Here is a 24,145-nt window from a genome sequence, read left to right as displayed (position 1 = left end):
TGTCCGAAAAAGGTATCGGTCCGCAACTTTCAATCTAAGATTTCAAGTTTTGAACCGATGAGATCGGCGGAATAGATGTCTAGTATATTAACTGAACTAATTGATTTTACTAGATAAAAATAATACGTATCATTCCTTAGGATGATGTACTTTTTCTTATCTTCCTAGATATATACAACCATCTGGTGAGAACCTAAAAAGATAGCTGTGAGCATCATACGGATAGTTTTAGTTGAAACTACCTAGTTCATGAAGACAGTGTGCATGCCTTTGATTTTTTCAACAGTGGTGCGCAGGTTATCTTGATTGTTGGCTTCGTTGAAAATGATCACCCAACGTGTAGCCAAGGCATCTAGGCGCGCGCCATGACGGTGCAGGTCAAGATATTGGTCTTGGAAGCTCTCTTTATGCATTTTTTCAATAATGGGCTGGAAGGCCTTGTTATTGAGATAGCCGATTTCCTTTGCCATAAAGGTGAGGTCTTTTTGAAAACCAAGGAAGATATCTTTAACACGGGTTTTCGCTGTTGGGCCGCTATCTGTATTGGCAAGTTTGCGCAAAATCAGTTCAAACTTCTGTTGTGCCTTTTTAAGCTGGACTGCCTTTGTTTTGATACGCTCAATATTATAAAGGGCGATGGCATATTTAAACAGGTTGTTCATGACCTCGGTTGTTGAGATATCTAGGGCTTTGGCTGCCATTTCAAACTGTTTTTGCGGTGGTGTTTGGGCGCGCAATTTATCCAGCTCTTCCTGATCGCTCGTGTCATGTTCTTTTGAAAGTAAATCATCAATGAGAATTTTAGCGACATGACGTTGATAATGTCCAAACAGCTTATTGCGCTCAGCGGCTAAATCCTTGTGATGGTACTGATCATAAAGACGCAAGGATTGGTCAACTAAAAACGGCGCATTATCGCCATTGCGATCAAGGGGGCGCTGAACAAAGGCAAGATATTGCCCAGATGTCAGCCCTGACAGGCCGGGAACAAGCTGGGGCAGGCGTGTTGGGTTTATATAACGGTCTTGATCGTTTCTTTCTTTATTCACCCATGAGTTTTCACCAGCTTTCATTTTTTGATGAGCACTCATATCTAAAACGATTTCACCATCACCACGGCGTGTCAAAATAAGCTGGGACAACAGCTCGCGTGTTTCATCAGAGATTTTGCTCTGGGCTTCAGCCATATCCAATGTCTGGCTTACCGCCTCGCGGATGGCTTGGAAGAAATCTTCACTTGTTTCAGTGGCCATGATAAGGGCGCCCTTTGTCCTTATAAGTTTGTTTCTATGTTTTTTTGTGGTGACTTAAGCCATCTCTTATTCAACCTATATATAAGAAACCAGAGTACCGCAAAAGCTTTGTGAAATAAAATGTGAAACAGACCTTTATATAAGGTGCCAATAATGTATAATGTGGCACTGCAGCATATCGTAAAGGAAGCGCAATGATGAGACCTGTTTTTAAACTCCTCTCTTTAGCCTTAGTGATGAGTGTCTTAAGTTCTGTCGGGCACAGCGCTGAGTTAAAAGTCACAGATGTGATTAAAGGCAAAGGGGCGCTTGCTGAGAAAGAAAAACAGGTTCGTGTGCATTACACAGGCTGGTTGATGAACGGAAATAAATTTGATTCCAGTAAAGACCGTGATCGTCCCTTTAGTTTCACATTGGGTGCACGCCAAGTCATTCCCGGTTGGGACCAAGGTGTACAAGGCATGCGCGTTGGCGGTTTGCGAGAACTGATCATCCCACCTGAAATGGCCTATGGCCCGCGCGGTGCTGGCGGTGTGATCCAACCCAATGCCACTTTGAAATTTGAAGTCGAACTTCTTGAGGTGATGGAACCACCGTTTAAAAATATCAATAATGAAGAAGTCAAAGCACTTTTAAAAGAAGGTGTGAAGATTGTTGATGTGCGCACCCCTGCGGAATGGAAAAAGACGGGTGTGATTCAAGGCAGTTTGCTGCTTCCCTTTAGAATGGCAAATGGGCAGATTAATCCGAAGTTCCCAGAAGATATGGCGCGAATCGCAGATAAAAAAGAGCGCGTCATGCTGATCTGTCGCACCGGAAACCGTACTCGCATGGCTTCTGAATTACTGGCGATGCGTTTTGGTTTTGAAAATGTCTATAATGTGCGCAATGGCATAACATATTGGTTGCGTGAAAAGAATCAGACCGTGGCCCCGCAAATGGATATGCTTAAAAGCACATGCTCACTGTGTTAAAAATAGTTAATTACACACAAGAATAAGAAAAATATTGATTTCTTAAATCTAATATGAGAAAAAGCGCTCACGAAAAAGGGCGCTCGCGCTTGGCTATTGGAGATCAAAAGCAATGTTTGAAGAATTAGAACCAACGGACATTATGTTAGTAGGTGGTGGATTGATCGGGCTGATTTTTGGCCTATTAGGGCAATCCAGCCGTTTCTGTTTCCGTCAAGCTGTTGCTGAGAGCTTTGAGAGCAAACGTGCAGGCCAATTGCGTGGCTGGTTAATCGCCACATTAATTGCGGTGGCAGGAACACAAGCCTTGTTGCCTGCTTTTGAGATTGATCTTGGCGAAAGTGCCTATTGGGTTGAAAGTCTGCCCATCTTTTCACTTGTGGCTGGTGGTATCATGTTTGGTATCGGGATGATGTTGGCGCGCGGTTGTGCGGGACGCCAAGTTGTTTTGGCAGCCACAGGTAACTTGCGCTCCCTTATTGTGATTATGACCATTGCCCTGACAGGCTATATGACCATGCGTGGTCTGTTTGCGCCTGTGCGCCAACAGATTGAAGGTTTATGGCAAATGCCGCTGGAGAACCCGGATGTGATCCAGTCATTGGCGGCGATGATTTCTTTTGATGCTGATGTTGTGCGCATTTGGGCTGTTGTTGTGGCTGCCCTTCTGGCACTCGTTCTTGTGTTGCGCAGTGTGATCTTGCGCGAAAACCTGTATCTGACTTTAGCCTCTGTCATTATTGGCTCAATCGTTGCGGGTGGCTGGTATGTCACGGGCGTCATTGGCTATGATGATTTTGAGCCACAGCGTCTTGAATCTCTGACATTTGTTGCCCCGGGCGGTAATGCCATGCAGTTCTTGATGATCTATACAGGTGCAACGGCTAACTTCGGTATTATGTTGATCGGCGGAGTGATTGCAGGCTCCTTTATTAGTGCTTTGACGCGCCGTGAGCTAAAACTACAAAGCTTCTCTCAGCCTAATGAAATGCTGCGCTACCTGTTGGGCGGGGCCTTGATGGGTTCTGGTGCGGTGATGGCAATTGGCTGTTCCATCGGGCAAGGCCTTTCAGGGATCAGCACACTTGGCTTTTCCTCTATCATTAGCCTTAGTGCAATTATTGTGGGTTCGCGCATCGGTCATGTGATCATGAAGCGACAAGAAAATGTGCAGGGTAATTTAGCTGCGGCTGAATAATTTTAGAATCCTTTTAAATACAGGTTTTCATCTTCGTTTATTTTAGGCATAGTTGCCTACAAATAGATAATAAACGGAGTAGAGAATATGTCTGAATCTGTAGAACAGACAACCCAAACCCTTATTGATTTTGTCGCCATGTATGGTTTGCAGGTCCTTGCTGCAATCATCATTTTAATTGTCGGTTTCTGGCTGGCAGGGTTTGCCAAACGCAAAAGCCACAAGCTTTTGATGAAAAGTCCCAATGCCGATGAAATGCTGGCAGGCTTTATTTCAGCCATCATTAAATATGTGGTCATGGCGGTCACGTTCTTGGCTGTTCTTAATAAGTTTGGCGTAGAAACCACAAGTCTCATTGCTGTCTTGGGTGCGGCGGGTCTGGCTATTGGTCTGGCCTTGCAAGGTACACTCAGCAATGTGGCAGCCGGTGTGATGCTTTTGTTCTTGCGTCCTTTCAAGGTTGGTCACTTTGTTGAAGTTGGCGGTCAGTCAGGTGTGATTAAAGGGGTGTCCTTATTCACCACAGAAATGGCGACAGGCGATAATGTGCAGATTATTATGCCCAATTCCCAAGTCTGGGGCAGTGCCATTAAAAACTTCAGCGCCCATGATACCCGTCGTGTAGATCTGGTCATGGGGATTTCCTATGAAGATGATATGGATCAGGCCATGGCAACCATTGAAGCGCTCGCCAAAGCCGATGATCGTATCAAACAAGACCCGGCCCCTGTTTTGGCTATTGGGGAGCTGGCAGATAGTTCTGTTAACATCACCGTGCGCCTTTGGGTGAATGCGTCTGATTACTGGGGCGTGCGTTGGGATATCACCAAGAAGGTTAAAGAAACCTTTGATGAAAAAGGTATTTCTATCCCCTATCCACAACAAGTGGTGCATCACGTTAAAGAGGGGTGATCACCGCTTTAAAAGCTCCAAAAGGAAAAAGGCCGCCTGTCGAGTAGCGGCCTTTTCTTATGTGTCGTTTTATGGGGAGTTGGGAGGACTAACGACGCATATTTTCCAAAATAAAGACGCGGATGGCGCTTGAAAGATTGCCTGTGCGTTCTTTGTCAATTTCTGTGATCATGGCGTTGAGCGAGAGGCCACGGTCTTCTGCTAAATCTTTCAGGGCATCCCAAAAAGCATTTTCCAAAGAGACGCTGGTGCCGTGACCGGAGATGGTCACTGATCTTTTCTTAAGCGATAGTTTTTCCGTCATGAGGGGTACAGTCATTCCGCGATTTTCCCAATACATATTAACGGCTTGTGCGCTTTGCGTCATCATTTGTGAAGATACCCTGAATTAATTTCAATCATTTCAGCCTGTGTTGGCTGTTTTGTTTTTCTATAAGCCTGAAACTAAGCCTTTCCTTAGGGCTAAACAAACGATAAGATTTCATCAATAAGATGAATTAAATTCATGTGATGTGATGGCTAGACAACTTCCCCCTCTTGCGCAATTGCGCTCTTTTGAAGCTGCTGCGCGCTTCTTAAGCTTTAAGAAAGCCGCGGAAAACTTGCATGTGACCCCGTCTGCGGTTTCCCATGCGGTGCAGTCTCTGGAGGATTATCTTGGCGTGAAACTGTTTCATCGCCTTGCCAGTGGCAAACGGCGCGATAAAGCACTTGTGTTAAGTGATGCAGGCCAAGTCCTGCTGCCGACCCTTATGCGCTCTTTTGATGAGATTGAAGAAGCCGTGGTCTCGGTGATGGCACAAGGCGCAGGCGATATTTTGACCATTGCGACCGCACCGATTTTTGCAAAATCATGGTTGATGCCGCGCTTGCATCGTTTTGTAAATCGCTATCCTGATGTGGATATACGGGTCAACTCAACGCTTAATCCCACCGATAGTCTTTATGGCGATTATGATGTGGGTTTGATGTATGGGCGGGGCAGTTGGCCCGGTCAGGTCGCTCAAATGCTGTTTCCAGAAACCATGGTGCCAGTTTGCTCTCCCGCCTTGATCCAGTATGAACAGGCCTTGGATAAACCCCAAGACCTGACCCATCACACGCTTATTCATAGTGAGGCACGATTAGTCACATGGTCCATGTGGTTGGAAAATGCAGGTGTGCGTGGGATTAATCCAGCTAAGGGTTTGCATTTTAACCGCGCGACCCTTGCAATTGATGCGGCGATTAATGGTTTGGGTGTTGCCTTGGAAGGTAAAACGGCTGTGCAGGACGAACTTGATCGTGGGCGCCTTATCATTCCGTTTGCAGCCCCCGACCTGCCCGACCAACATGATGGATATTACCTCAGCTACCCTGAGGGGCGTGGGGATGTGCCCAAGGTGGCGCTCTTTCGAAAATGGGTTTTAGAAGAAGCCATGCAAAAAGAGGGCGGCTGAGCCGCAAAACCGTCACTTTACCTATATGAGTAAATATGGATATGATCGGCTATATGTTCATTTAAGAGGTCTTATGACGTATCTTGGAAAACCCGATGGTGAGCCCGTGTCTTCACCCGAAGCTTCATCAGTTAGTCTGCCGGATTATCTGCGCGAGACCTATAGCTGGGCCTATCTCAACCCGAAAACCGTGCCGATTTTAAGCTCGGCCCCTGTGGTCTCGGCCATTTTATGGGGCAATGCGGGGCGCTTGATTAAACGCGCGACCATGGAGATTGAGGAGGGGCAAACGGTCCTTCAGGCCGCAGCCGTTTATGGATCATTTTCCACTCATCTCGCCCAAGCGGTTGGCGGGGCGGGGCATCTTGATGTGATTGACGTTGCCCCCATTCAGATTGAAACCGTGCAAAAACGCATTGAGAATTATCCCCAAGCTCATGCCTATCTTGGGGATGCCTCGCTCATTCAGGCAAAATCCTATGACACGGTGGTGTGTTTTTTCTTACTTCATGAAGTGCCGGAAAGTGTGAAGGGGAAAATTGTGAAGGCGTTATTGGCATCTGTTAAAAAAGGCGGCAAGGTGGTGTTTGTGGATTACCATAAACCAGCTGACCTTCACCCTTTAAAACCGATTATGAGCAAAGTCTTTGATTACTTAGAGCCTTTTGCAAAAGGGCTTTGGGAGAAGGAGATACAAGCCTATGGCGAGGCGAGCCTGAATGTAAAATGGTCAAAAGAAACCCTGTTTGGCGGGCTGTATCAAAAGGTTGTTGCCATCAAGTCTTAATCAGATGTTCCCACAACATCATGGCGGCAAAAAACAGCAAGAAGGCCCCTGTTGAGGCATTAACGGTTTTTTGTACCCGTGGGCGCGATAACCAGCCACGCACCGCATCGGCGGCAAAAGCCAGCGGGGCTTGCCATGTGACATTAAGGATCACCAGCACGAGGGACAGGATGATAAGCTGCCATGTGACCTGCCCTTTATCCGGGTCCACAAAGTTGGGCAAAAGGGCAAGAAACAGGATGATGACTTTGGGGTTAAGCAGATTGCAAATCATGGCATCAAACATGGCTTTTTTCCATGTGATGGTCGGCCCGTCGGCATCAAATTTTAATGTGGCACCACGAAAGCCCTGAATGCCAATCCATGCTAAATAAGCTGAACCTAAAATCGCCACTAACTTAAAGGCAATGGGGCTTGAGGCGATTAAGAAGGAAATGCCGAAAATCGCCAATAACGTATGACCAACAAGGCCAAGTTGGACCCCAAAAACAGTTGCAAGCCCCACATTACGCCCTGAATTTATGGCATAGCGCAGGATCAGCACCGTATCAGGCCCCGGTGAAAGCACAATGGCCCCGGCGGTTAGCGCGTAAGCTAACAGGGTGGCGCCCTCTACAATCATGTAGCGGCTTTTTCTTTAAGCCAGTTTGCCATAGCATCAACAGCTTCAAGCTGGTTTTCTTTCATGGTGCGCCCTGAAAGCACGCGTGGTTTAAGGTCATGATCGCCATCATCGGCCCAATGGAAATCAATAATGTCAGGCAGGCCATAGGTGACAACTTCATCCCACCAGCCAAAACTATCGCGCGCACCTTGGCAAATGAGCGTTGGGGTTTTGAGCTCCATAAGATGTTCGGTGCGCAAATATTCTTTTTCAGATTTACCAAGGGGATGGAAAGGATAACCTGTCACAAGCACGCCGCGCACGGGCGTTTCCTCGACCTCCAGTTCTTGGGCAACCATGGTTGCCATGCGCCCGCCAAGGGATTTACCACCGATAAACAGCTTGTCTGGACCGCCAAGATCCGCAATCACGTCACGCCAAGCATTAAGCAGTTTGGGTGTGCGATCAGGTGGGCGTTTTTTGCCCGTTTCACGGCGCTTTTGCATATAGGGAAATTCAAATCGCACCACGCGAATGCCATGTTCGCCCAGACCCTCAGCAACACGTTCCATGAATTTGCTATCCATATGAGCACCTGCCCCATGGGCATAGACAAAGGTGATGTCAGAATTTTCCGGTCCGCTATAAAGATAGTCCATGGCATTTTCCTTCTATATAAAGTATGAAGTTATATGGACTTAATTTTGAAGGTACGCAAGTCATGCTGAACGCCATTGATGCAATTAGAATTTTTTCTGGTGATTTTCAGGAAACGAAAACGTTTTTTGTAGAAGCCGTTGGTTTTGAAATCGGCTTTGAAGATGAAGGCGTTTGTGTATTTGATTTAGCAGGTACAAAATTGATTTTGGAAGAAGTCGATTTAAGTGAGCCAGAAGCTGCTGGTATGGTCGGGCGCTTCACAGGTGTTTCTTTTGCAACAGACGATATCAAGAGCACTTATAAAGAGCTGAGTGCAAAAGGCGTTCATTTTGAAGGTAAGCCAGAGACTGAAGAATGGGGGGGAGCTATGGCTCACTTTAAGGACCCTGCTGGCAATGTGTTCACCTTGGTGCAATATCCACCACAAAATTAAAGGGTAATCCGGTTGTCATCATTTGGTTTGATAAAGCGATCAGTTATAATTTCTGCTTTATTATCTATGATGTCGATACGCGCTTTAGCTGCGGACGAGCTGCCACGTCTTGTCACCATTGAGCAAATTCCCTATAGCTTTATGGATGAGAAGGGCAAGAAGGATGGGTATCAATATCTGATTGCCGATGCCATTTTGCGCCAAGCTGGATACAAGGCCAAAAGCAAAATGGTACCGTTAAAACGACTGGTTTATTCCCTTCAGGGCGGGGCTGCTGATTGTGGCCTATTGGCTGGCACGCCCTATGTTAAAGAACATTTTGCCATGATTGAGCCCGTGGGCATTAATTTGACCATTGGTGTAGTCCCGCGCAGAGATATCATCCTTACAGAGTATAAAGACCTGCATAAAATTAAAGTCGGTGTGGGTACGGGCGTGCGTGTGGATGATCGTTTTGATCATGACCCGTTAGTGACGAAAATGGAGACCAAAGACTATGCCAGTGGTGTCTTGGTTTTACAAAGAAGGCGCGTTGACGGGCTTGTCGGTGTGGTGGGAAGTATTAAATATAGCGCCCTTAAACAAGGACTGAACCCCGATGTGCTTTTTGGGGAACCTTTGGTTTTCTCACAGATGCCGATGATGTTGATCTGTGCAAAGAGTGTGGCGGATAAGCCTTTTGTTAAACGCTTAAAATCAGCATTGGTTAGCTTAAAAGCAAAAGGCGAAATACAGAAAATTCTAGATGGGTTTTATCAATCTGTACGCCCATAGAAATCTAAAGGTCCGAAAGTGGCGAGAAAAAAACGGCCAAGGCGTTAGTCTATGTGTGACTTGAGGGAGTGAACACATGCGTTTGTTTGACTGGATTTTATTATTAACCCTTTCCCTGCTGTGGGGCGGGTCTTTCTTTTTTACGGAAATCGCTTTGCGTGAAGTCACACCACTTGTCACCGTATGGGGGCGCGTGGGCTTGGCTGCTTTAATGTTATTGTTGATTTTGCGCATTAAAGCCATTGCGCTGCCCCGTGAAAAAGACCTTTGGCTGGCTTTTTTCGCCATGGGCTTGCTCAATAATGTCATTCCCTTTTGCCTGATTGTTTGGGGGCAAACTGAAATTACGGGATCATTGGCCTCTATTTTCAATGCAACAACACCATTATTTACCATCGTCCTTGCCCAGTTTTTGACCCGTGATGAGAAACTCAGTCTTGCAAAAGGGACAGGTCTTATTGTGGGGTTTATCGGGGTGATCGTCATGGTCGGGCTTGAGGCTTTAGAAGGCATGAGTGCGATGGTCTGGGCACAGCTTGCGATTTTGATGGCAGCACTGTCTTATGGGTTAGCTGCAATTTGGGGGCGACGTTTTAAGGGCGTTGATCCTATGGTGACGGCATGCGGACAAGTGACCTGTTCAAGCCTTGTGATGACGCCCATTGCCTTACTCTATGGCTTTCCCCAAGGGTATTTTATGCCCTCAGGCGATGTGGTGCTTGCCATTATTGCCATTGCGTTTTTATGTACCGTGTTGGCTTACATTTTGTATTTCAGAATTCTTGCCACCAGCGGGGCAACAAATTTAATGTTGGTCACCTTCCTTATTCCCATCAGTGCTATCGCGCTTGGCGGCCTGTTTTTAGACGAGCGACTGGAAACCCAACAAGTGATTGGCATGGGGCTAATCCTGTTTGGTCTGGTTATCATTGATGGCAGAATGTTGCGCAGCAATCTTTTTAAAACAAAGGCTTAGAGTTTTGCAATTTCAGCAAAAGAACCACGGGTCAGGTTTGATAAATCCTGTGGGGAAAGCTCAATTTCAAGACCGCGTTTGCCTGCGCTGACAAACATGGTGGCAAACTTTTTCGCAGAATGATCAATCAGGGTTCTAAGCTGTTTTTTCTGCCCCAAAGGACTGACCCCGCCGAGCACATAGCCCGTGGTGGATTGGACTTTCTTTGCCTCAGCCATGGTCGCCTTTTTCGCTTTTAAAGCTTTAGCAGCTTGTTTGAGGTCTAACATGCCAGCCACGGGAACAACGCAAACGCAGAGTTCATTTTTCTCAGTGGCAATGACCAATGTTTTAAAAACCTGTTCTAGGGATAAACCCAGTTTTTCAGCAGCCTCTTCTCCATAAGAATCTGCTTTTGAATCATGGTCATATTGATGTAGCTCAAAGACAATCTTTTTCTTTTTTGCCAAATTGATCGCTGGTGTCATGAAGATGGGGCCAGTTTTAAAATATTGAACATAAGAGAGGGTCTTATGTTTGAACAAATTCGAACCGAGTTCAAGGATCACGTATAATGAAAAAAATGATTTCCCTTTCACTTGCTGTTGGTGCTGTCATCGCTTTTACAAGCCCAGTGCTTGCCGATGGAGCAACTGTATTTGAAGACACATGCAGCGGTTGCCATGGTGAAAATGGCAAAGGTGCCGAAGGTATGAACGGTGTGCCAGATTTCACAAATGCACCTGCGATTTGGGCAAAAAGTGATGATGCGTTGACACAATCTGTCATCAAAGGGATTGAAAAACCGGGTGCAGAAGTGACCATGCCACCACGTGCTGGTGATGATGAGTTAACCGATGCACAGATCAAAGAAACGGTTGTTTATATGCGAAAGACGTTTGCTAAATAACGTTTTTAAAAGGTGTGTTCGCCATTTTGGGGGCACACCTTTTCTTTCTTTTAACTTGTACGTTTATTACGTGGTGATATATGCTCTAAAATAAATAATAAATACTGCACCAAGACAGTAGAACCGTGGGAATACCATAATGCGCCGGATGAAGAACATACTCCAGAAATTGGAGATAATTGCTTTACTGTTTGTTGTCGTGACGACCTTTACCATGTCGTCTGTGGCCCATGCCACACTGAGTTTTGATGAGTTTTATCAAAAGCACGGGGCGGTTATTATATTGATTGCACCGGGTAGCGGAAAAATTGTTGCAGCCAATGAGGCCGCGAGTCGTTTTTATGGCTATTCGCGCCAAGAGCTTGAATCCATGGGGATACAGGATATTAATGCCCTGACCCGAGAGGAAGTGGCACAAGAGCGCAAACGTGCAAAAGCTGAAAAGCGTAACTTCTTTATCTTTCGCCATAAATTAAAAGACGGCTCTATTAAGACTGTTGAGGTCCATTCCAACCCCTATAGTTATCAGGGTAAAGCTGTTCTTATTTCCATTATCCACGATATTTCTAAGCAGCGCGAAATTCAGGACGATCTCTGGCATTATCAAACCCAGCTAGAAAGTATGGTGGATCGCCAAACTAAAAAATTGATTGAAGCGCATCGCTCAACAGTGACCTATCTGGTCATTGGGATGCTCTTGTTACTCAGTTTAACCATCGCCCTTTTTATTGCCCTGAAAAAACACCGCCAAGCTAAAGAAGAAGCCGAGCAAGAACATATCAAGCTTGAAGAAATTATCTGGAGTACGCAGGTCGGTACTTGGGAATGGAATGTTTCAACCAACAAGGTCCATATTAATGAGCGTTTTGCCAGTATGTTGGGATATACCCCTGACGAGCTGGAACCGATTAATATTAGCACATGGACGCAAAATACTCACCCTCAAGACCTTGTTGCAGCCCAAGCACTCATTGAGGAAACATTTGAGAAAAAACGTGATCATTACGAAACGGAATTTCGTATGATTTGTAAGGATGGCTCTTACATCTGGGTGGCTTCAAAAGGCAATGTGGTGGAATGGGCAGAAGACGGCAAGCCCTTGCGCATGTCGGGCACCCATACAGACATTACCAATAAGAAAAATCTCGAAACCGATTTGATGGCGGCGACAAAAGTGGCTGAAGAAGCCAACTTGGCCAAGAGCGAGTTTTTAGCCACCATGAGCCATGAATTGCGCACTCCAATGGTGGGCATTCGCGGTGTATTGGAATTACTGCGTGAAAACCAAGTTGTGTTGAAGGAAGAAGAAGGTCTATTGGAAAACCTTGATGAGTCTTCGCGCACTTTAATGGCTTTATTAGATGATATTCTTGATCTTTCAAAGATTGAGGCTGGGCAGCTTCACTTGGATGTTCATGCATGGGAGCCTGCCAAGATTATTGAGAGCATTGTGCATCTTTTTGGCCCCAGTGCTTCGAAAAAAGATATCGAGTTAACCAGTAATGCACGAGACTTTGTTGATTATTGGTGTCAAACCGATGATATCCGCCTGCGCCAGATCGTTTCAAATTTGGTGAGTAATGCGGTTAAATTTACCCAGGAAGGCTCCGTTTATGTTTCCATGCGGGTGGAAAAAGGGGAACAGGCAGATACACTTGTCATCGCGGTTAGAGATAGTGGGATCGGTATTGCGCAGAAAAAACTGAAAAGTATTTTCAATCGCTTTCAACAGGCAGATCAGAGCACAACCAAAGAATATGGTGGAACCGGCCTTGGTTTGGCAATTTCTCATGAGCTCAGTGACATGATGGGCGGGACCCTAAGTGTGGAAAGTGAGCTTAATCACGGCTCAACCTTTAAACTCAGTTTACCCGTTCATCCTTGCAAAAAGCCTGAAGCGTTATCCGTTACAAGCCATGATTTACCTGATTTGAAAATTTTGATGGCTGAAGATAATCTGATTAATCAGAAGGTCGTCACTTCTATGTTAATGCGCCATGGGCATCATATTGTGCTGGCCAATAATGGCGTTGAGGCAGTGCAAAAGGCACAAGAAGACGAGTTCGATCTTATTTTGATGGATATTCAGATGCCTCAAATGGATGGCATGGAAGCCACAGCTGAAATCCGTAAATCTGCAGGGCCAAATGCAGGTAAACCCATTATTGCCTTTACCGCAGATGCCATTAAAGAACACCGCCCCCAATTCATGGAGGCAGGTATTGATGCCATTGTCATTAAACCGGTTAAGTTTGAAACCCTGTTTGATGAAATGGCAAAGCTTTTGAAATAGAGAGAATGATGCGCATAAAAAAAGGGCCTTGAAAGACATGTAAATTGTCTTCAAGGCCCTTTTTAGTTCTATGCTAAGCGTTGATTACTCAGCAGGTACTGTTGGCATTTTCAGGCCCGCGATGTCTTGCATCATGCGGATTACCTGCGCGCTGTAGCCCGCTTCGTTATCATACCATACGTAAAGAACCAGACGGTTGCCATCAACGATGGTCGCTTGAGAGTCAACCACACCTGCGTGAACGTTACCCACAAGGTCAGTAGATACCGCTTCAGTAGAAGCTGTGTAATCGATCTGGTCTTGCAAAGATGAGTTGAGAGAAACATCACGCAAGAAAGCGTTCATTTCTTCAACAGTGGTGTCTTTTTTCAGGTTCAGGTTCAAAATCGCCATGGAAACGTTTGGCGTTGGGACGCGAACGGCGTTACCTGTCAATTTGCCCTTCATTTCAGGCAGACATTTGGCAACCGCACTTGCCGCACCCGTAGATGTCAGAACCATGTTCATGGCAGCTGCGCGACCACGACGATCACCTTTATGGTAGTTATCAATCAGGTTTTGGTCGTTGGTGTAAGCGTGGATTGTTTCAACGTGACCGTTTTCAACACCATACTCGTCGTTGATGACTTTCAAAACAGGTGTAATGGCGTTTGTTGTACAAGACGCTGCAGACAAGATTGTGTCAGACGCATCAATGTCATCATTGTTTACACCATAAACGATGTTTTTGATGTTGCCTTTACCCGGTGCTGTCAGCAGTGCTTTAGATGCACCGTTACAAGCCACGTGTTGACCAAGGCCTTCTTCATCGCGCCACATGCCTGTGTTATCCACAACCAGCGCATTTTTGATGCCGTATTCTGTGTAGTCCACATCTGCAGGTGAGTTTGCGTAGATCACTTTGATGTACACACCATTGGCGATGATGGCGCTTTCTTCTTCGTTCACATCGATGGAACCATTGAAGGGACCATGAACAGAATCGCGACGCAGCAGGCTTGCACGTTTTTGCAGATCACCATCTTTGCCGCCACGAACAACGATAGCACGCAGACGCATTTTGTTACCTGCACCCACACGTTCGATCATCATGCGTGCAAGTAAGCGACCGATACGACCAAAACCGTAAAGAACAACGTCTTGTGGCTCATCCAGTGCGGTGCCTTTACCTGTGTTAATGCTTGCCAGTTGCTCAGAAAGGAAGGCCGCAGCATCTGTGCCGTTTTTAGCAAATTCATAGTTGAGTTTACCAATGTCGATGCGTGATGGAGCCAAATCCATCTTAACCATGACTTTCAACAGCTCAAGGCTTTTGGTTACATCCAGATATTCCCCAACCATTTGGTTGGAGTAACGGTGTGCTTTGAGAATATCGATTGTGTTGTGGTTTTGGATACGACGACCAAAGATGCGGATTGTTACGCCGTTATCACGGTACAACTTACCAACCAACGGAATCATCTGTTCAGCGGCACTTTGCTGTTCTTTCCAGTTATCAAAGTGCTTAGCGCTTGAATCAGTCATGCTCATATTCTCCTTAAGTCATAAAATGCATGGCAAGAAAACCACACCTAAGGCCAGCTGAACCTGAACGGATCCAACGTCCTATGGATGGCCCCCAAATTTGGAGCCGAACATAGCCAAACTGGCGCCAAAAAGAAAGGATAAACTGCGCTTATATAAAGAAGAGAAAGAAATGGCGACCCCGAGAGGATTCGAACCTCCGACACCAGGATTAGGAATCCTGTGCTCTATCCTGCTGAGCTACGGGGTCGCAGGGGGGCGAAGGTAGCAATCTTGCGGGAAAATGCAAGAGTGGGATTGTGCAAATTAAGGGGTGTCCCCGAGGGCGGCGGGGACTTGTTAGGAGCAAAAGGCAAAGCCTTTATCAATGACGCGCAAATGCGCCCATGCCTTCAGGCCCAAAGATGATGGTTGTGTATTTATCTTTATGGTTGCCTTGTTCCATACCCGGTGAGCCAATGGGCATGCCCGGCACAGATAGGCCTTTGGCACCTTTTGGGCGTTCTTTGATTAGGCGCTTGATATCATCGGCGGGCACGTGGCCTTCAATGACATAGCCGTCAATCAGGGCGGTATGGCACGATTCTAATTGTTGGGGGACACCGAGTTGACGTTTAACCGCTTCCATGTCATCGCGTTTAATCTCGCTCACATCAAAGCCGTTTTCACGCAGATGTTCACTCCATGCCGTACAGCAGCTGCAATAGGGTGATTTAAAAACTTTAATCTCTGCGCCTTGGCCCGCATGAGAGGGTGCGCTGAATAGCAAGAGGGCAAGTAGGGAGAAGATTTTAAAATACGTCATGGCAGTGTCCTTTTATTCGATTGCACCATTTAGCCTTATAAATAAGACCCAAATGTGTCTTTCCAGTTGGTGGAAGGCTAAAAAAGGCGATATAAGATTTTCATGATTACCATTAGACCCGTGATTTTGGCTGGTGGTGAAGGCTCGCGTCTGCATCCTTTATCCAGCCCGAAAAAGCCCAAACAGTTTCTCTCCCTACTGGAAGATGATAGCCCCTTTCAAGATACGTTAGAGCGTGTCAGCGGGCCTGAATTTCTGCCCCCGTTGATTATTGCCGGGCAGTCCTTGGAAGACGTGGTTAAAGATCAATGTGATGAAATCGCACTTGATTATGAAGAACTGCTGTTAGAGGTGGATCGCAAAAATACAGCCGCTGCCTGTTTGGTTGCAGCCCTGTGGGCCAAAGGGCGCGGTGAAAATTTCCCGCTTCTCATCTGTCCTAGTGATCATTTTATTGCGGATCAATCTGCCTTTATGCGCGCCGTGCGAGATGCCAGCCAAACGGCTGAAGAAGGTTATATGGTTACCTTTGGCGTGGTTGCAGATCGCCCAGAAACTCAATATGGCTATATTGAAGTGGGCCAACGTCTTGATGCAGGTTATAGCGGGCATTGTGTGGAACGTTTTGTTGAAAAGCCAGACCTAGCAACGGTACAAGAGCTTTTAAATGCAGGGCGTTATGTGTGGAATGCCGGCATCTTTTGCTGCACACCTGATATGCTTATCAGCGAGATGGAAAAACATAGCCCAGACCATCTTGCCCCGTGCCGCCAAGCCATCAGCACAGGGCCTATCTTGAGCTATCCAGATTGCCCGACGACCTCACTGGATGTTGCGGTGATGGAAAAAAGTAATCGTGTGGCGGTGGTCTCTTTACTTAGCGCATGGTCCGACCTTGGCACATGGCCGGGCTTGTGGAAGGCGTTAAGCTTAGTCTGAGACGGCCTTGAAGGCTTGCGTTGCATTGATCAAGGCTGCGCGAATACCTGATTCAAGGGCGGAATGGCCCGCATCGGGGATGACGATATATTGCGCTTTTGCCCAAGCTTGTGAAAGATGTTCTGCTGTCACAGGCGGGCAGACAGTATCATAGCGCCCTTGCACAATAATGCAGGGTAGATGGGTGATGCGGTGAAGGTTGTTGAGCAGGTAATCTTCTTCCATAAAAAACTGATGCTTGAAATAATGCGCTTCCAGTCGCGCAAGGCACAGGGTGCTGACAGGGTCGGGGTTAGAGCTGCCATGATAGGGCAACAGCGTGGCACAAGCTTCCTCATAGGAAGACCAGGCATGGGCGGCGGGTAAATGAATATCAGGATCAGGATGGTTGAGCCTGCGGATATAATTATTAAGCAGGTCGCGACGTTCTTCAAGGGGAAGAAAGCTTGAAAAGGCGCGCGCGGCTTCGGGTTGGAAGGTGCCCATACGGTTGAGGAACCAGTCACATTCATAAGGCTGGCCCATGAAAATACCGCGCAGGATAAAACCGCGACACCGCTTTGGATGGGCAACGCCATAGGCCAGTGCCAAGGTGCTGCCCCATGAGCCACCAAAGATAAACCAGCGTTCAATCTCTAACAGGGTGCGCAATTGTTCTAAATCATCAATAAGATGGTCTGTGGTGTTGTTTTCAATAGCAGCTGTCGGGGTGGAACGCCCACAGCCGCGTTGATCCATCAAGATGATGCGATAATGCTTGGGATCAAAAAAACGTCGATGAATGGAAGAACAGCCCGCACCGGGCCCGCCATGTAAAAAGATTAGGGCCACCCCTTGGGGATTGCCGCATTCCTCCCAATAGACATGATGACCATCCCCCACATCTAGCATGCCGGATTGATTTGGTGTGATGGCTGGGAAAAGGTCTGATCCGCGGGTAAAGGGCATGGGATTATTCTTTGATCACTTCGATTTGGTTGGGGTGTTGCGGGGCTATCATAGGGCCATTTTGAAAAAAGACCCAGCCGCGAATGCGAAGGCGGTGTCCTTTTAATGTAGGAAGGTCAAATCCAAATGCACGAAATTTTTTTAAAGAGACTTTATCAATTTTGATGGTGAAGTCATCGCGCCAGTTACTGCCAAAATTAAGATATGTTTTGCCCTTAATTTCTGCCACATCAACAACCATACCTTCAATAATGCCAAATTGATCTATTTTGATATCGTCTTTTAAAGCTGATTGAGATATGGGTGTTTCAAGCAGGTAGAGATCGCGAATAAGGGCGTGTTCGCCGGGGTAGGGAAATGGTGTGGCATGGCCTTGGCGCACGAGCTCACCTTGAATCCATCGCCCATCCTTTAAATAGACATGGGCTGCTTTGCGCCCATAACGGTCCGGCTTGTTTGAGACAAGCTGCACCTTGATACGCATACCTTTTTGAACGAGCTTTTCAAGGGCGGTTGTGTCAGCCTCATAAAGCAATCCGGCAAGGCGGATGGGGCCTGTTTTTTTTAAGCGCATTTCAAAAGGTGGGGTAAGGCTAAGAACCTCATCATAAAAAGTTTCTGTGCAATCCCCCTTGACCGAGGCCATGAGAAGCCCCACAAAAACAACAAGGAATAATTTATGCTGAATGATCGATATGAACCGTTTCACTTTATTTGCCATTATGATCACGCTCGGGCTCTTGCTTGTTTTGGGGCAGATGGGTCGTATGGGTTTGTTGGATTAATCATACGAAAGAAGATGACATGAGCAACGCATACACACAATTGGAAAAGAAATTCAAACGTATCCATGTTTTAGGTGATGCGGCAGGTATGCTGCATTGGGATATGGCCTCCATGATGCCTAAAGGCGGGGCAGAAGCACGTGCAGAACAGCTTGCATTAATGGCGACCATGGGCCACGGGCTGATGGTGGAAAGTGAAATGGCAGACCTGCTTGATCAGGCCGAAGAAGAAACAGGCTTAAACGTATGGCAAAGCGCAAACCTTCGTGAAATGCGCCGCTCTCATACCCATGCCACGGCCTTGGATGAAGACTTGGTTGAGGCCATGTCGCGCGCGACTTCATCTTGTGAGCAGTTATGGCGCCAAGCCCGCCCGGAAGGGGATTTTAAAAAGATTGTTCCAGCCCTGAAAGAAGTGTTGAACCTGAGCCGCCAAAAGGCTAAGGCCAAATCTGAAAAGCTGTCTTGCTCGCTTTATGATGCGTTGCTTGATCAATATGAGCCTGAGGGAAAAGCTGCTGAGATTGATCCTATCTTCACGCGCCTAGAAGGATTCTTGCCAAGCTTTTTGCAAGAGGTTTTGGAAAAACAGCAAGACAAGAGTTTTAAAAAACCCGCAGGCCCCTTTGCCCTTGAAAAGCAGGAAGCCTTGGGCAAAAAATTTATGGCAGCGCTGGGCTTTGATTTTGATCATGGGCGCCTTGATGTGAGCCTGCATCCGTTTTGTGGAGGCATCCCTGATGATGTGCGTTTGACCACGCGTTATGATGAGGCTGATTTCACCTCTGCCTTGATGGGGGTGCTGCATGAAACCGGACATGCGCTATATGAGCGCGCTTTACCCAAAGAATGGCGCAACCAGCCCGTAGGCACCGCGCGCGGCATGAGCATTCATGAAAGCCAGTCTTTATTGGTGGAGATGCAGGTTTGTCGCTCTGATGCGTTTTTGACTTATGCATTACCTCATATGAAAGAGGCTTTTGCGGGTGCGGGGCCTGAATGGTCTTTGGATAATTTCACCAATCTTTATCGTGAAGTTAAAGCCGATTATATCCGCGTGGATGCCGATGAGGTGACTTACCCCGCCCATGTGATTTTGCGCTACAAGCTGGAGCGTGCCTTGATTGAAGGCGATATGGAAGTTGAAGACATCCCCCATAGCTGGAATGAGATGATGCAAAAAATGCTCGGCATCACCCCGCCAAGTGATCGCGAAGGCTGCCTGCAAGATGTGCATTGGTATGATGGGACATGGGGATATTTCCCAACCTATACCTTGGGCGCAATGAGTGCGGCCCAGTTATTTGAGAGCGCATTAAAAGCCTTACCAAGCCTGGATGAGGAAATTGCCAAGGGTGAGTTTGGCAGTCTATTTCAGTGGCTAAATTCAAATGTACATGGCCATGGCTCGCTACATTCAAGTAAAGAGCTGATGATCAAGGCAACGGGAAAAGCGCTTGATCCCGAGGTATTTATCAACCATCTTAAAAAGAGATATTCTTAAAAAAATACAGGGGCTCTTGATGCATAAAAGGATCGTTGAAAAAAGCTTGAAAACACTGGATGTGGATCGGGCGAATTATTTTAATGATGTGGTGGGATATCTGGAAGAACTGCCTGCAACGCAAGAGTTCCCCAATCTGGTCTATCTCTCTTTAAAAGATATCCTCGATATCGCCCCGACTTATATTGAGAAAAAAGCCTTTGCCCTTTTATTGTTAAAATTTGTGAAGCACCACCAGCGTGAGCTGCAAAAGATCATTTATGATAAAGAATATCTCTATGACGAAAATGTGCTGCGCAAGGTTACAGGCCAGTTAATAGAGGCCATTGTGGATCAGACCATTCAGGGTTATGAAGAAGGCCATATTGAGACGGGTGAACCTGTGGTGCAGAAGTTCAGCTATCCTTATCGTGCGATGGATTTGGTTGATCCCGATGATGAAGAAGCTTATGAGCAAGCGCTGGAAGAAGACCGCCTGCGCCAAGCCACATATACAGGGCCCGATAGACGACGCAGTTAAGTCATAAAAATAAGTTTACCTGAGGCTCACAAGAGTTCTATAGTGAATAGAACAACTGAATTTTTAGCCAAGTAGGCCCGCATGGACATTATGGACACCTTACGTTACGACCGTTGGATTGAGGACGCATTGAAAAGTGTGGTTCGCAAGGCGCTGAACTATTGCCAAGAGCATGGTTTGCCCGGTGAACATCATTTTTACATTACATTTGCAACAGACCATCCTGATGTGACCATCCCGGACAGTTTGCGTGAGCAGTATCCAGAAGAGATCACCATTGTGATTGAACATGAGTTCTGGGACCTTGAAGTCACAAATGAGTATTTTGCGGTTGTGCTGAGCTTCAGTGAAGAAAAAACACCGATCCATGTGCCGTTTGAGGCGGTGACAGGTTTTGCTGATCCAAGCGTAAAATTCGGTCTTCAGTTTAAAATGGAAACTGTGGAAGATCATGACGAGAGTGATGAGCTTCTTGAAGAGAGCGAACCTGTTTTGGAAGAAGTTTCAAAAGACAGTGATGATGAGAATAAAGATAACGTCATTGCGCTTGATGCTTTTCGCAAAAAATAATTCCTTCAAGGGCTGAAGTTCATTCAGCCCTTTTTTGTTTCACAGACCTAAGATGAGAAGAAAAAGATGAGCGACAACGTTTATCATGACATGTTCCCTGTTGGGGAAGATACGACCCAATACCGCAAACTGACTTCAGATCACGTTTCCACCATTGAAGTGGATGGTCGTGAAGTGTTGAAAGTCGATCCCGAAGCGATCCGCCTTTTAACTAAAGAAGCTTTTAAAGAGATTTCCCATAAATTGCGCCCCGCCCATATGGAGCAGGTTGCAAACATTTTGGATGATCCAGAAGCCTCTGATAACGACCGTTTCGTTGCGCTGGAAATGATCAAAAACGCAACGACAGCAGCCGATGGTATCTTGCCGTTATGTCAGGATACAGGTACAGCCATTGTTATGGGTAAACGCGGTAAATACTGCTGGGTTGATGGTCAGGATGAAGAAGCCATTTCACGCGGTGTTTCTGAAGCTTATTCAGAGCTGAACTTGCGTTATTCTCAGGTTTCCCCAGTTGATATGTATGAAGAAGTCAACACGGGCAACAACCTGCCAGCACAGATCGACCTTTATGCTACTGAAGGCAATGCTTATAAATTTATGTTTATGGCAAAAGGCGGCGGCTCAGCCAACAAGACTTTCTTGTACCAGCAGACCAAAGCTCTGTTGAACCCGAAATCCTTGATGGCGTTCTTGGATGAAAAAATTCGCACATTGGGAACAGCGGCTTGCCCACCTTATCACCTTGCCATCACCATTGGCGGTACATCGGCTGAAACCAACTTGAAAACAACCAAGCTGGCCTCTGCAAAATACCTTGATAACCTGCCGACAAAAGGTGGCGATAAAGGTCAGGCTTTTCGCGATGTGGAATTTGAACAAGAAGTTCTTAAATTCACACAGGAAATGGGCATGGGTGCACAGTTTGGCGGGAAATACTTCTGCCATGATATTCGTGTGATCCGCCTGCCACGCCACGGCGCAAGCTGTCCGGTTTCTATTGGTGTATCTTGTTCAGCCGATCGCCAGCTGTTTGCAAAAATCAACAAAGACGGTGTTTTCATTGAACAGCTTTGTGACAGCCCGTCTGATTTCTTGCCAGAAGCAAGTGCAGAAGGTGTTGAAGAAGTTGCCATTGATCTCAACCAGCCGATGGATGAGATTCGCAAGACCTTGTCACAATATCCGGTTAAAACCCGCGTGAAGATGACAGGTACCATGATTGTGGCGCGCGATATTGCGCATGCGAAACTCAAAGAACTGCTCGATAACGGGCAAGAACTACCGCAATATTTCAAAGATCATCCGGTTTATTATGCAGGTCCTGCCAAGACACCTGAAGGCTATGCCTCAGGCTCATTTGGCCCGACAACAGCTGGACGTATGGATGCTTATGTTGATCTCTTCCAAGCCAATGGCGGCTCCATGTTGATGGTGGCAAAAGGCAACCGTTCCAAAGCGGTGACGGATGCTTGTCATAAATATGGCGGCTTCTACCTTGGCTCCATCGGTGGTGTGGCAGCTGAGCTGACCAAACAATCGATCAAGAAGATGGAATGTCTGGAATATCCAGAACTGGGTATGGAAGCCATCTGGAAAATTGAAGTAGAAGACTTCCCTGCTTTCATCATTGTTGATGATAAAGGTAACGATTTCTTCAAAGAATTCGTCTGATAAAATTAAGACGAACTAAATAAAAGCCCCATATCGATCGTGATATGGGGCTTTTTTTGTTCTTTATTGATCCGGCTATTAGTCGCCGACAATACCGTCAAACAATGCTGTTGAGAGATAACGCTCTGCAAAGCTTGGTAGGATAACCACAATGTTTTTGCCTGCCATGTCATCGCGTTGACCAAGTTCAATGGCCGCAGCAAGGGCAGCGCCTGATGAAATACCAACCGGAACACCATCTGTGCTGGCGACTTGGCGTGACGTGTTAAAAGCGGTCTCATTACCGATTTTTAAAACTTCATCAATAAGACCTGTATTAAGGATATCAGGAATGAAACCTGCACCAATGCCTTGAATTTTGTGCGGGCCCGGGACACCGCCTGAAAGCACAGGGCTGTCTTCTGGCTCAACTGCAATCAGTTTGATATCCGGGTTTTTGTCTTTAAGCGCTGCGCCTGCACCCGTGATGGTGCCGCCTGTACCAACACCAGCAACCAAGGCATCAACATTGCCGCCCGTATCTGTCCAAATTTCATGAGCCGTTGTGCGGGTATGGACTTTAGGGTTGGCTTCGTTTTTAAACTGTTGTGGCATGAAGGCGTCTGGCAATTCATTGACCAGTTCTTCAGCACGTGCAATAGCACCGGACATGCCTTTTGCAGCAGGTGTCAGTTCCAGTTCAGCACCCAGCAGGGCAAGCATTTTGCGACGTTCTTTAGACATGCTTTCCGGCATGGTCAGGATCAAGCGATACCCGCGCGAAGCTGCAACAAAAGCTAACGCAATCCCGGTGTTACCCGATGTGGGCTCAACCAAAACTGTACCTTCTTTGATGACGCCGGCTTCTTCAGCGGCTTCAATCATGGCAAAACCGATACGGTCTTTAACAGAGGCCAGTGGGTTGAAGAATTCACATTTGCCAAGAATATTGGCTTTTACGTTATTGGCCTTTGCCAGACCAGAGAGGTTCACCAGTGGGGTTGCACCGATGGTATCGATGATACTGTCATAGATTTTACCGCGAGTAGGGGCATCGGATGTAAATTGTTCAGACATTATGACTCTCTTTGTACGTCGTTACTTTGTTAAACTGCTAAGTTTTTTCTATTTAAATGTATGGGGTGCGCAGCACGGCATGTCAATGTAAAATCAACACCTCAATTGAAGGTATTATAAATATTCTACATCATAAACAGGTAGTTGTGCACTAGATGGTGAAGTCGAGATTTTGTCGGCCTTCGCTGACAAGGCCAGCCTGATTGGCGCGCGTACAAAGATCGTCGATACTAACTTCATCAAGCTGTAACATCAAGGTTTCCTGCATTTCCATCCACACAGGGCGCACAACCTTGTGGCCCAGTTCTGATCCTGCTGGATCATTAAGCGGATCCTCGGCTGTTTCCATTTTGCGAACGATTCGCACAATCTCACCAACCGTGATGCGGCGACGCTCGCGTGCAAGACGGTATCCACCGCGTGGGCCACGCACCCCAACAAGGATGCCTTCGCGCACCAATTGTTGCAGGCCCTGTTCAAGATAGCGACGCGGGATGCCTTGGCGGCGTGTAATCTCACGGCTTTGAACAGGTTGACCACCACTATGATAAGCGATGTCGAGGACGGCTTCGATTGCAAAAAGCATCTTTTTTGATAATCGTAACATAACTAATTCTTCCGCAAAGTT

General features: G+C 46.7%; 26 protein-coding genes and 1 tRNA gene. 15 read left to right on the top strand and 12 right to left on the bottom strand.

From position 1 onward, the window contains the following. Positions 1–242: 242 nt before the first annotated feature. On the bottom strand, positions 243–1,253 hold the full coding sequence (locus MTBPR1_RS11080; protein ID WP_069189084.1) for a hypothetical protein: 1,011 nt from the start codon (positions 1,251–1,253) through the stop codon (positions 243–245). Between the two features lie 194 nt (positions 1,254–1,447). On the opposite strand from MTBPR1_RS11080, the gene MTBPR1_RS11075 reads away from it, so the two are divergent. From MTBPR1_RS11075 to MTBPR1_RS11065, 3 genes are all read left to right on the top strand, one after another. Further along, a complete protein-coding gene (locus tag MTBPR1_RS11075; RefSeq protein WP_069189083.1) occupies positions 1,448–2,227 on the top strand; it encodes an FKBP-type peptidyl-prolyl cis-trans isomerase in 780 nt (259 codons plus the stop codon). Between the two features lie 112 nt (positions 2,228–2,339). Next, a complete protein-coding gene (locus tag MTBPR1_RS11070) occupies positions 2,340–3,425 on the top strand; it encodes a YeeE/YedE family protein (RefSeq protein WP_069189082.1) in 1,086 nt (361 codons plus the stop codon). Positions 3,426–3,512: 87 nt separating this feature from the next. After that, a complete protein-coding gene (locus MTBPR1_RS11065) occupies positions 3,513–4,337 on the top strand; it encodes a mechanosensitive ion channel family protein (protein WP_069189081.1) in 825 nt (274 codons plus the stop codon). Between the two features lie 88 nt (positions 4,338–4,425). On the opposite strand, the gene MTBPR1_RS11060 is transcribed toward MTBPR1_RS11065, so the two are convergent. Then, entirely contained in the window at positions 4,426–4,707 is a 282-nt protein-coding gene (locus MTBPR1_RS11060; RefSeq protein ID WP_338031284.1) for a ribbon-helix-helix domain-containing protein, read from the bottom strand. A 145-nt stretch (positions 4,708–4,852) separates the two neighbouring features. On the opposite strand from MTBPR1_RS11060, the gene gcvA reads away from it, so the two are divergent. Together gcvA and rquA are read left to right on the top strand one after the other, a co-directional pair. Then, the gene (gene gcvA, locus MTBPR1_RS11055; protein ID WP_069189080.1) at positions 4,853–5,776 is read left to right on the top strand and encodes a transcriptional regulator GcvA; all 924 of its coding nucleotides are present in this window, start codon (positions 4,853–4,855) and stop codon (positions 5,774–5,776) included. Between the two features lie 73 nt (positions 5,777–5,849). After that, positions 5,850–6,563: a rhodoquinone biosynthesis methyltransferase RquA gene (gene rquA, locus MTBPR1_RS11050; RefSeq protein WP_069189079.1), complete on the top strand. Its 714-nt coding sequence runs from the start codon at positions 5,850–5,852 to the stop codon at positions 6,561–6,563. Here rquA and MTBPR1_RS11045 read toward each other — a convergent pair. Then, a complete protein-coding gene (locus tag MTBPR1_RS11045; RefSeq protein WP_069189078.1) occupies positions 6,553–7,185 on the bottom strand; it encodes a LysE family translocator in 633 nt (210 codons plus the stop codon). The two genes, rquA and MTBPR1_RS11045, sit on opposite strands and share 11 nt — an antisense overlap. Next, on the bottom strand, positions 7,182–7,826 hold the full coding sequence (locus MTBPR1_RS11040) for an alpha/beta family hydrolase (protein WP_069189077.1): 645 nt from the start codon (positions 7,824–7,826) through the stop codon (positions 7,182–7,184). The genes MTBPR1_RS11045 and MTBPR1_RS11040 overlap by 4 nt, the downstream gene beginning before the upstream one ends. Positions 7,827–7,888: 62 nt before the next feature. On the opposite strand from MTBPR1_RS11040, the gene MTBPR1_RS11035 reads away from it, so the two are divergent. From MTBPR1_RS11035 to MTBPR1_RS11025, 3 genes are all read left to right on the top strand, one after another. Next, positions 7,889–8,260, top strand: coding sequence for a VOC family protein (locus MTBPR1_RS11035; RefSeq protein WP_069189276.1), 372 nt, complete (start codon positions 7,889–7,891; stop codon positions 8,258–8,260). 66 nt (positions 8,261–8,326) lie between these two features. After that, positions 8,327–9,034 (top strand): substrate-binding periplasmic protein, encoded by a 708-nt coding sequence (locus tag MTBPR1_RS11030; RefSeq protein ID WP_069189076.1) that lies wholly within the window; start codon positions 8,327–8,329, stop codon positions 9,032–9,034. Positions 9,035–9,110: 76 nt separating this feature from the next. Beyond that, a complete protein-coding gene (locus MTBPR1_RS11025; protein WP_069189075.1) occupies positions 9,111–10,010 on the top strand; it encodes a DMT family transporter in 900 nt (299 codons plus the stop codon). On the opposite strand, the gene ybaK is transcribed toward MTBPR1_RS11025, so the two are convergent. Next, entirely contained in the window at positions 10,007–10,477 is a 471-nt protein-coding gene (gene ybaK / locus MTBPR1_RS11020) for a Cys-tRNA(Pro) deacylase (RefSeq protein ID WP_069189275.1), read from the bottom strand. The two genes, MTBPR1_RS11025 and ybaK, sit on opposite strands and share 4 nt — an antisense overlap. An 86-nt stretch (positions 10,478–10,563) precedes the next feature. On the opposite strand from ybaK, the gene MTBPR1_RS11015 reads away from it, so the two are divergent. After that, positions 10,564–10,899: a c-type cytochrome gene (locus MTBPR1_RS11015; RefSeq protein WP_069189074.1), complete on the top strand. Its 336-nt coding sequence runs from the start codon at positions 10,564–10,566 to the stop codon at positions 10,897–10,899. A gap of 148 nt (positions 10,900–11,047) precedes the next feature. Then, positions 11,048–13,192, top strand: a complete 2,145-nt coding sequence (locus MTBPR1_RS11010) for a hybrid sensor histidine kinase/response regulator (protein ID WP_165602662.1) — start codon at positions 11,048–11,050, stop codon at positions 13,190–13,192. Positions 13,193–13,276: 84 nt separating this feature from the next. Here MTBPR1_RS11010 and MTBPR1_RS11005 read toward each other — a convergent pair whose 3' ends face one another. From MTBPR1_RS11005 to MTBPR1_RS10995, 3 genes are all read right to left on the bottom strand, one after another. Beyond that, positions 13,277–14,716 carry a glyceraldehyde-3-phosphate dehydrogenase gene (locus tag MTBPR1_RS11005; protein ID WP_069189072.1) on the bottom strand — a complete coding sequence of 480 codons (1,440 nt, stop codon included), beginning with the start codon at positions 14,714–14,716 and terminating at the stop codon, positions 13,277–13,279. A 173-nt stretch (positions 14,717–14,889) separates the two neighbouring features. Beyond that, positions 14,890–14,966 (bottom strand) — tRNA-Arg (locus tag MTBPR1_RS11000). Between the two features lie 114 nt (positions 14,967–15,080). Further along, complete coding sequence (locus tag MTBPR1_RS10995; protein ID WP_069189071.1) at positions 15,081–15,521, bottom strand: DUF411 domain-containing protein; 441 nt, start codon at positions 15,519–15,521, stop codon at positions 15,081–15,083. 102 nt (positions 15,522–15,623) lie between these two features. Here MTBPR1_RS10995 and MTBPR1_RS10990 point away from each other — a divergent pair, with 102 nt between their 5' ends. After that, on the top strand, positions 15,624–16,460 hold the full coding sequence (locus MTBPR1_RS10990; RefSeq protein WP_069189070.1) for a mannose-1-phosphate guanylyltransferase: 837 nt from the start codon (positions 15,624–15,626) through the stop codon (positions 16,458–16,460). On the opposite strand, the gene pip is transcribed toward MTBPR1_RS10990, so the two are convergent. Next, positions 16,452–17,408: a prolyl aminopeptidase gene (pip, locus tag MTBPR1_RS10985; RefSeq protein WP_069189069.1), complete on the bottom strand. Its 957-nt coding sequence runs from the start codon at positions 17,406–17,408 to the stop codon at positions 16,452–16,454. The genes MTBPR1_RS10990 and pip overlap by 9 nt on opposite strands. Positions 17,409–17,412: 4 nt before the next feature. Continuing rightward, a complete protein-coding gene (locus MTBPR1_RS10980) occupies positions 17,413–18,054 on the bottom strand; it encodes a thermonuclease family protein (RefSeq protein WP_069189068.1) in 642 nt (213 codons plus the stop codon). A 158-nt stretch (positions 18,055–18,212) separates the two neighbouring features. On the opposite strand from MTBPR1_RS10980, the gene MTBPR1_RS10975 reads away from it, so the two are divergent. The 4 genes from MTBPR1_RS10975 (at position 18,213) to MTBPR1_RS10960 (ending at position 22,461) form a co-directional block, all read left to right on the top strand. After that, entirely contained in the window at positions 18,213–19,697 is a 1,485-nt protein-coding gene (locus MTBPR1_RS10975) for a carboxypeptidase M32 (RefSeq protein ID WP_069189067.1), read from the top strand. A 19-nt stretch (positions 19,698–19,716) separates the two neighbouring features. Beyond that, positions 19,717–20,217, top strand: a complete 501-nt coding sequence (locus tag MTBPR1_RS10970; RefSeq protein WP_069189066.1) for a hypothetical protein — start codon at positions 19,717–19,719, stop codon at positions 20,215–20,217. An 81-nt stretch (positions 20,218–20,298) separates the two neighbouring features. Continuing rightward, positions 20,299–20,787 carry an SspB family protein gene (locus tag MTBPR1_RS10965; RefSeq protein ID WP_126465184.1) on the top strand — a complete coding sequence of 163 codons (489 nt, stop codon included), beginning with the start codon at positions 20,299–20,301 and terminating at the stop codon, positions 20,785–20,787. 66 nt (positions 20,788–20,853) lie between these two features. Then, entirely contained in the window at positions 20,854–22,461 is a 1,608-nt protein-coding gene (locus tag MTBPR1_RS10960; RefSeq protein ID WP_069189065.1) for a fumarate hydratase, read from the top strand. Positions 22,462–22,539: 78 nt separating this feature from the next. Here the strand turns inward: MTBPR1_RS10960 and cysK are convergent, their stop codons facing one another. Both cysK and MTBPR1_RS10950 read right to left on the bottom strand, forming a co-directional pair. Next, positions 22,540–23,517 (bottom strand): cysteine synthase A, encoded by a 978-nt coding sequence (gene cysK / locus MTBPR1_RS10955; protein ID WP_069189064.1) that lies wholly within the window; start codon positions 23,515–23,517, stop codon positions 22,540–22,542. 151 nt (positions 23,518–23,668) lie between these two features. Next, on the bottom strand, positions 23,669–24,124 hold the full coding sequence (locus MTBPR1_RS10950; RefSeq protein ID WP_069189063.1) for an RrF2 family transcriptional regulator: 456 nt from the start codon (positions 24,122–24,124) through the stop codon (positions 23,669–23,671). Positions 24,125–24,145 lie beyond the last annotated feature (21 nt).

The sequence above is a fragment of the Candidatus Terasakiella magnetica genome (assembly GCF_900093605.1).
In the GTDB taxonomy this organism is placed as follows: domain Bacteria; phylum Pseudomonadota; class Alphaproteobacteria; order Rhodospirillales; family Terasakiellaceae; genus Terasakiella; species Terasakiella magnetica.
Note: the sequence above shows the minus strand (reverse complement) of the source record. Positions and strands in the feature narration are given on the sequence as shown.

Excerpts from the sequence above, each read along its gene's own strand:
- MTBPR1_RS11080 (WP_069189084.1), bottom strand. The coding sequence starts at position 1,253 with ATGGCCACTGAAACAAGTGAAGATTTCTTCCAAGCCATCCGCGAGGCG.
- MTBPR1_RS11075 (WP_069189083.1), top strand. The coding sequence starts at position 1,448 with ATGATGAGACCTGTTTTTAAACTCCTCTCTTTAGCCTTAGTGATGAGT.
- MTBPR1_RS11070 (WP_069189082.1), top strand. The coding sequence starts at position 2,340 with ATGTTTGAAGAATTAGAACCAACGGACATTATGTTAGTAGGTGGTGGA.
- MTBPR1_RS11065 (WP_069189081.1), top strand. The coding sequence starts at position 3,513 with ATGTCTGAATCTGTAGAACAGACAACCCAAACCCTTATTGATTTTGTC.
- MTBPR1_RS11060 (WP_338031284.1), bottom strand. The coding sequence starts at position 4,707 with ATGATGACGCAAAGCGCACAAGCCGTTAATATGTATTGGGAAAATCGC.
- gcvA (WP_069189080.1), top strand. The coding sequence starts at position 4,853 with ATGGCTAGACAACTTCCCCCTCTTGCGCAATTGCGCTCTTTTGAAGCT.
- rquA (WP_069189079.1), top strand. The coding sequence starts at position 5,850 with ATGACGTATCTTGGAAAACCCGATGGTGAGCCCGTGTCTTCACCCGAA.
- MTBPR1_RS11045 (WP_069189078.1), bottom strand. The coding sequence starts at position 7,185 with ATGATTGTAGAGGGCGCCACCCTGTTAGCTTACGCGCTAACCGCCGGG.
- MTBPR1_RS11040 (WP_069189077.1), bottom strand. The coding sequence starts at position 7,826 with ATGGACTATCTTTATAGCGGACCGGAAAATTCTGACATCACCTTTGTC.
- MTBPR1_RS11035 (WP_069189276.1), top strand. The coding sequence starts at position 7,889 with ATGCTGAACGCCATTGATGCAATTAGAATTTTTTCTGGTGATTTTCAG.
- MTBPR1_RS11030 (WP_069189076.1), top strand. The coding sequence starts at position 8,327 with ATGATGTCGATACGCGCTTTAGCTGCGGACGAGCTGCCACGTCTTGTC.
- MTBPR1_RS11025 (WP_069189075.1), top strand. The coding sequence starts at position 9,111 with ATGCGTTTGTTTGACTGGATTTTATTATTAACCCTTTCCCTGCTGTGG.
- ybaK (WP_069189275.1), bottom strand. The coding sequence starts at position 10,477 with ATGACACCAGCGATCAATTTGGCAAAAAAGAAAAAGATTGTCTTTGAG.
- MTBPR1_RS11015 (WP_069189074.1), top strand. The coding sequence starts at position 10,564 with ATGAAAAAAATGATTTCCCTTTCACTTGCTGTTGGTGCTGTCATCGCT.
- MTBPR1_RS11010 (WP_165602662.1), top strand. The coding sequence starts at position 11,048 with ATGAAGAACATACTCCAGAAATTGGAGATAATTGCTTTACTGTTTGTT.
- MTBPR1_RS11005 (WP_069189072.1), bottom strand. The coding sequence starts at position 14,716 with ATGACTGATTCAAGCGCTAAGCACTTTGATAACTGGAAAGAACAGCAA.
- MTBPR1_RS10995 (WP_069189071.1), bottom strand. The coding sequence starts at position 15,521 with ATGACGTATTTTAAAATCTTCTCCCTACTTGCCCTCTTGCTATTCAGC.
- MTBPR1_RS10990 (WP_069189070.1), top strand. The coding sequence starts at position 15,624 with ATGATTACCATTAGACCCGTGATTTTGGCTGGTGGTGAAGGCTCGCGT.
- pip (WP_069189069.1), bottom strand. The coding sequence starts at position 17,408 with ATGCCCTTTACCCGCGGATCAGACCTTTTCCCAGCCATCACACCAAAT.
- MTBPR1_RS10980 (WP_069189068.1), bottom strand. The coding sequence starts at position 18,054 with ATGGCCTCGGTCAAGGGGGATTGCACAGAAACTTTTTATGATGAGGTT.
- MTBPR1_RS10975 (WP_069189067.1), top strand. The coding sequence starts at position 18,213 with ATGAGCAACGCATACACACAATTGGAAAAGAAATTCAAACGTATCCAT.
- MTBPR1_RS10970 (WP_069189066.1), top strand. The coding sequence starts at position 19,717 with ATGCATAAAAGGATCGTTGAAAAAAGCTTGAAAACACTGGATGTGGAT.
- MTBPR1_RS10965 (WP_126465184.1), top strand. The coding sequence starts at position 20,299 with ATGGACATTATGGACACCTTACGTTACGACCGTTGGATTGAGGACGCA.
- MTBPR1_RS10960 (WP_069189065.1), top strand. The coding sequence starts at position 20,854 with ATGAGCGACAACGTTTATCATGACATGTTCCCTGTTGGGGAAGATACG.
- cysK (WP_069189064.1), bottom strand. The coding sequence starts at position 23,517 with ATGTCTGAACAATTTACATCCGATGCCCCTACTCGCGGTAAAATCTAT.
- MTBPR1_RS10950 (WP_069189063.1), bottom strand. The coding sequence starts at position 24,124 with ATGTTACGATTATCAAAAAAGATGCTTTTTGCAATCGAAGCCGTCCTC.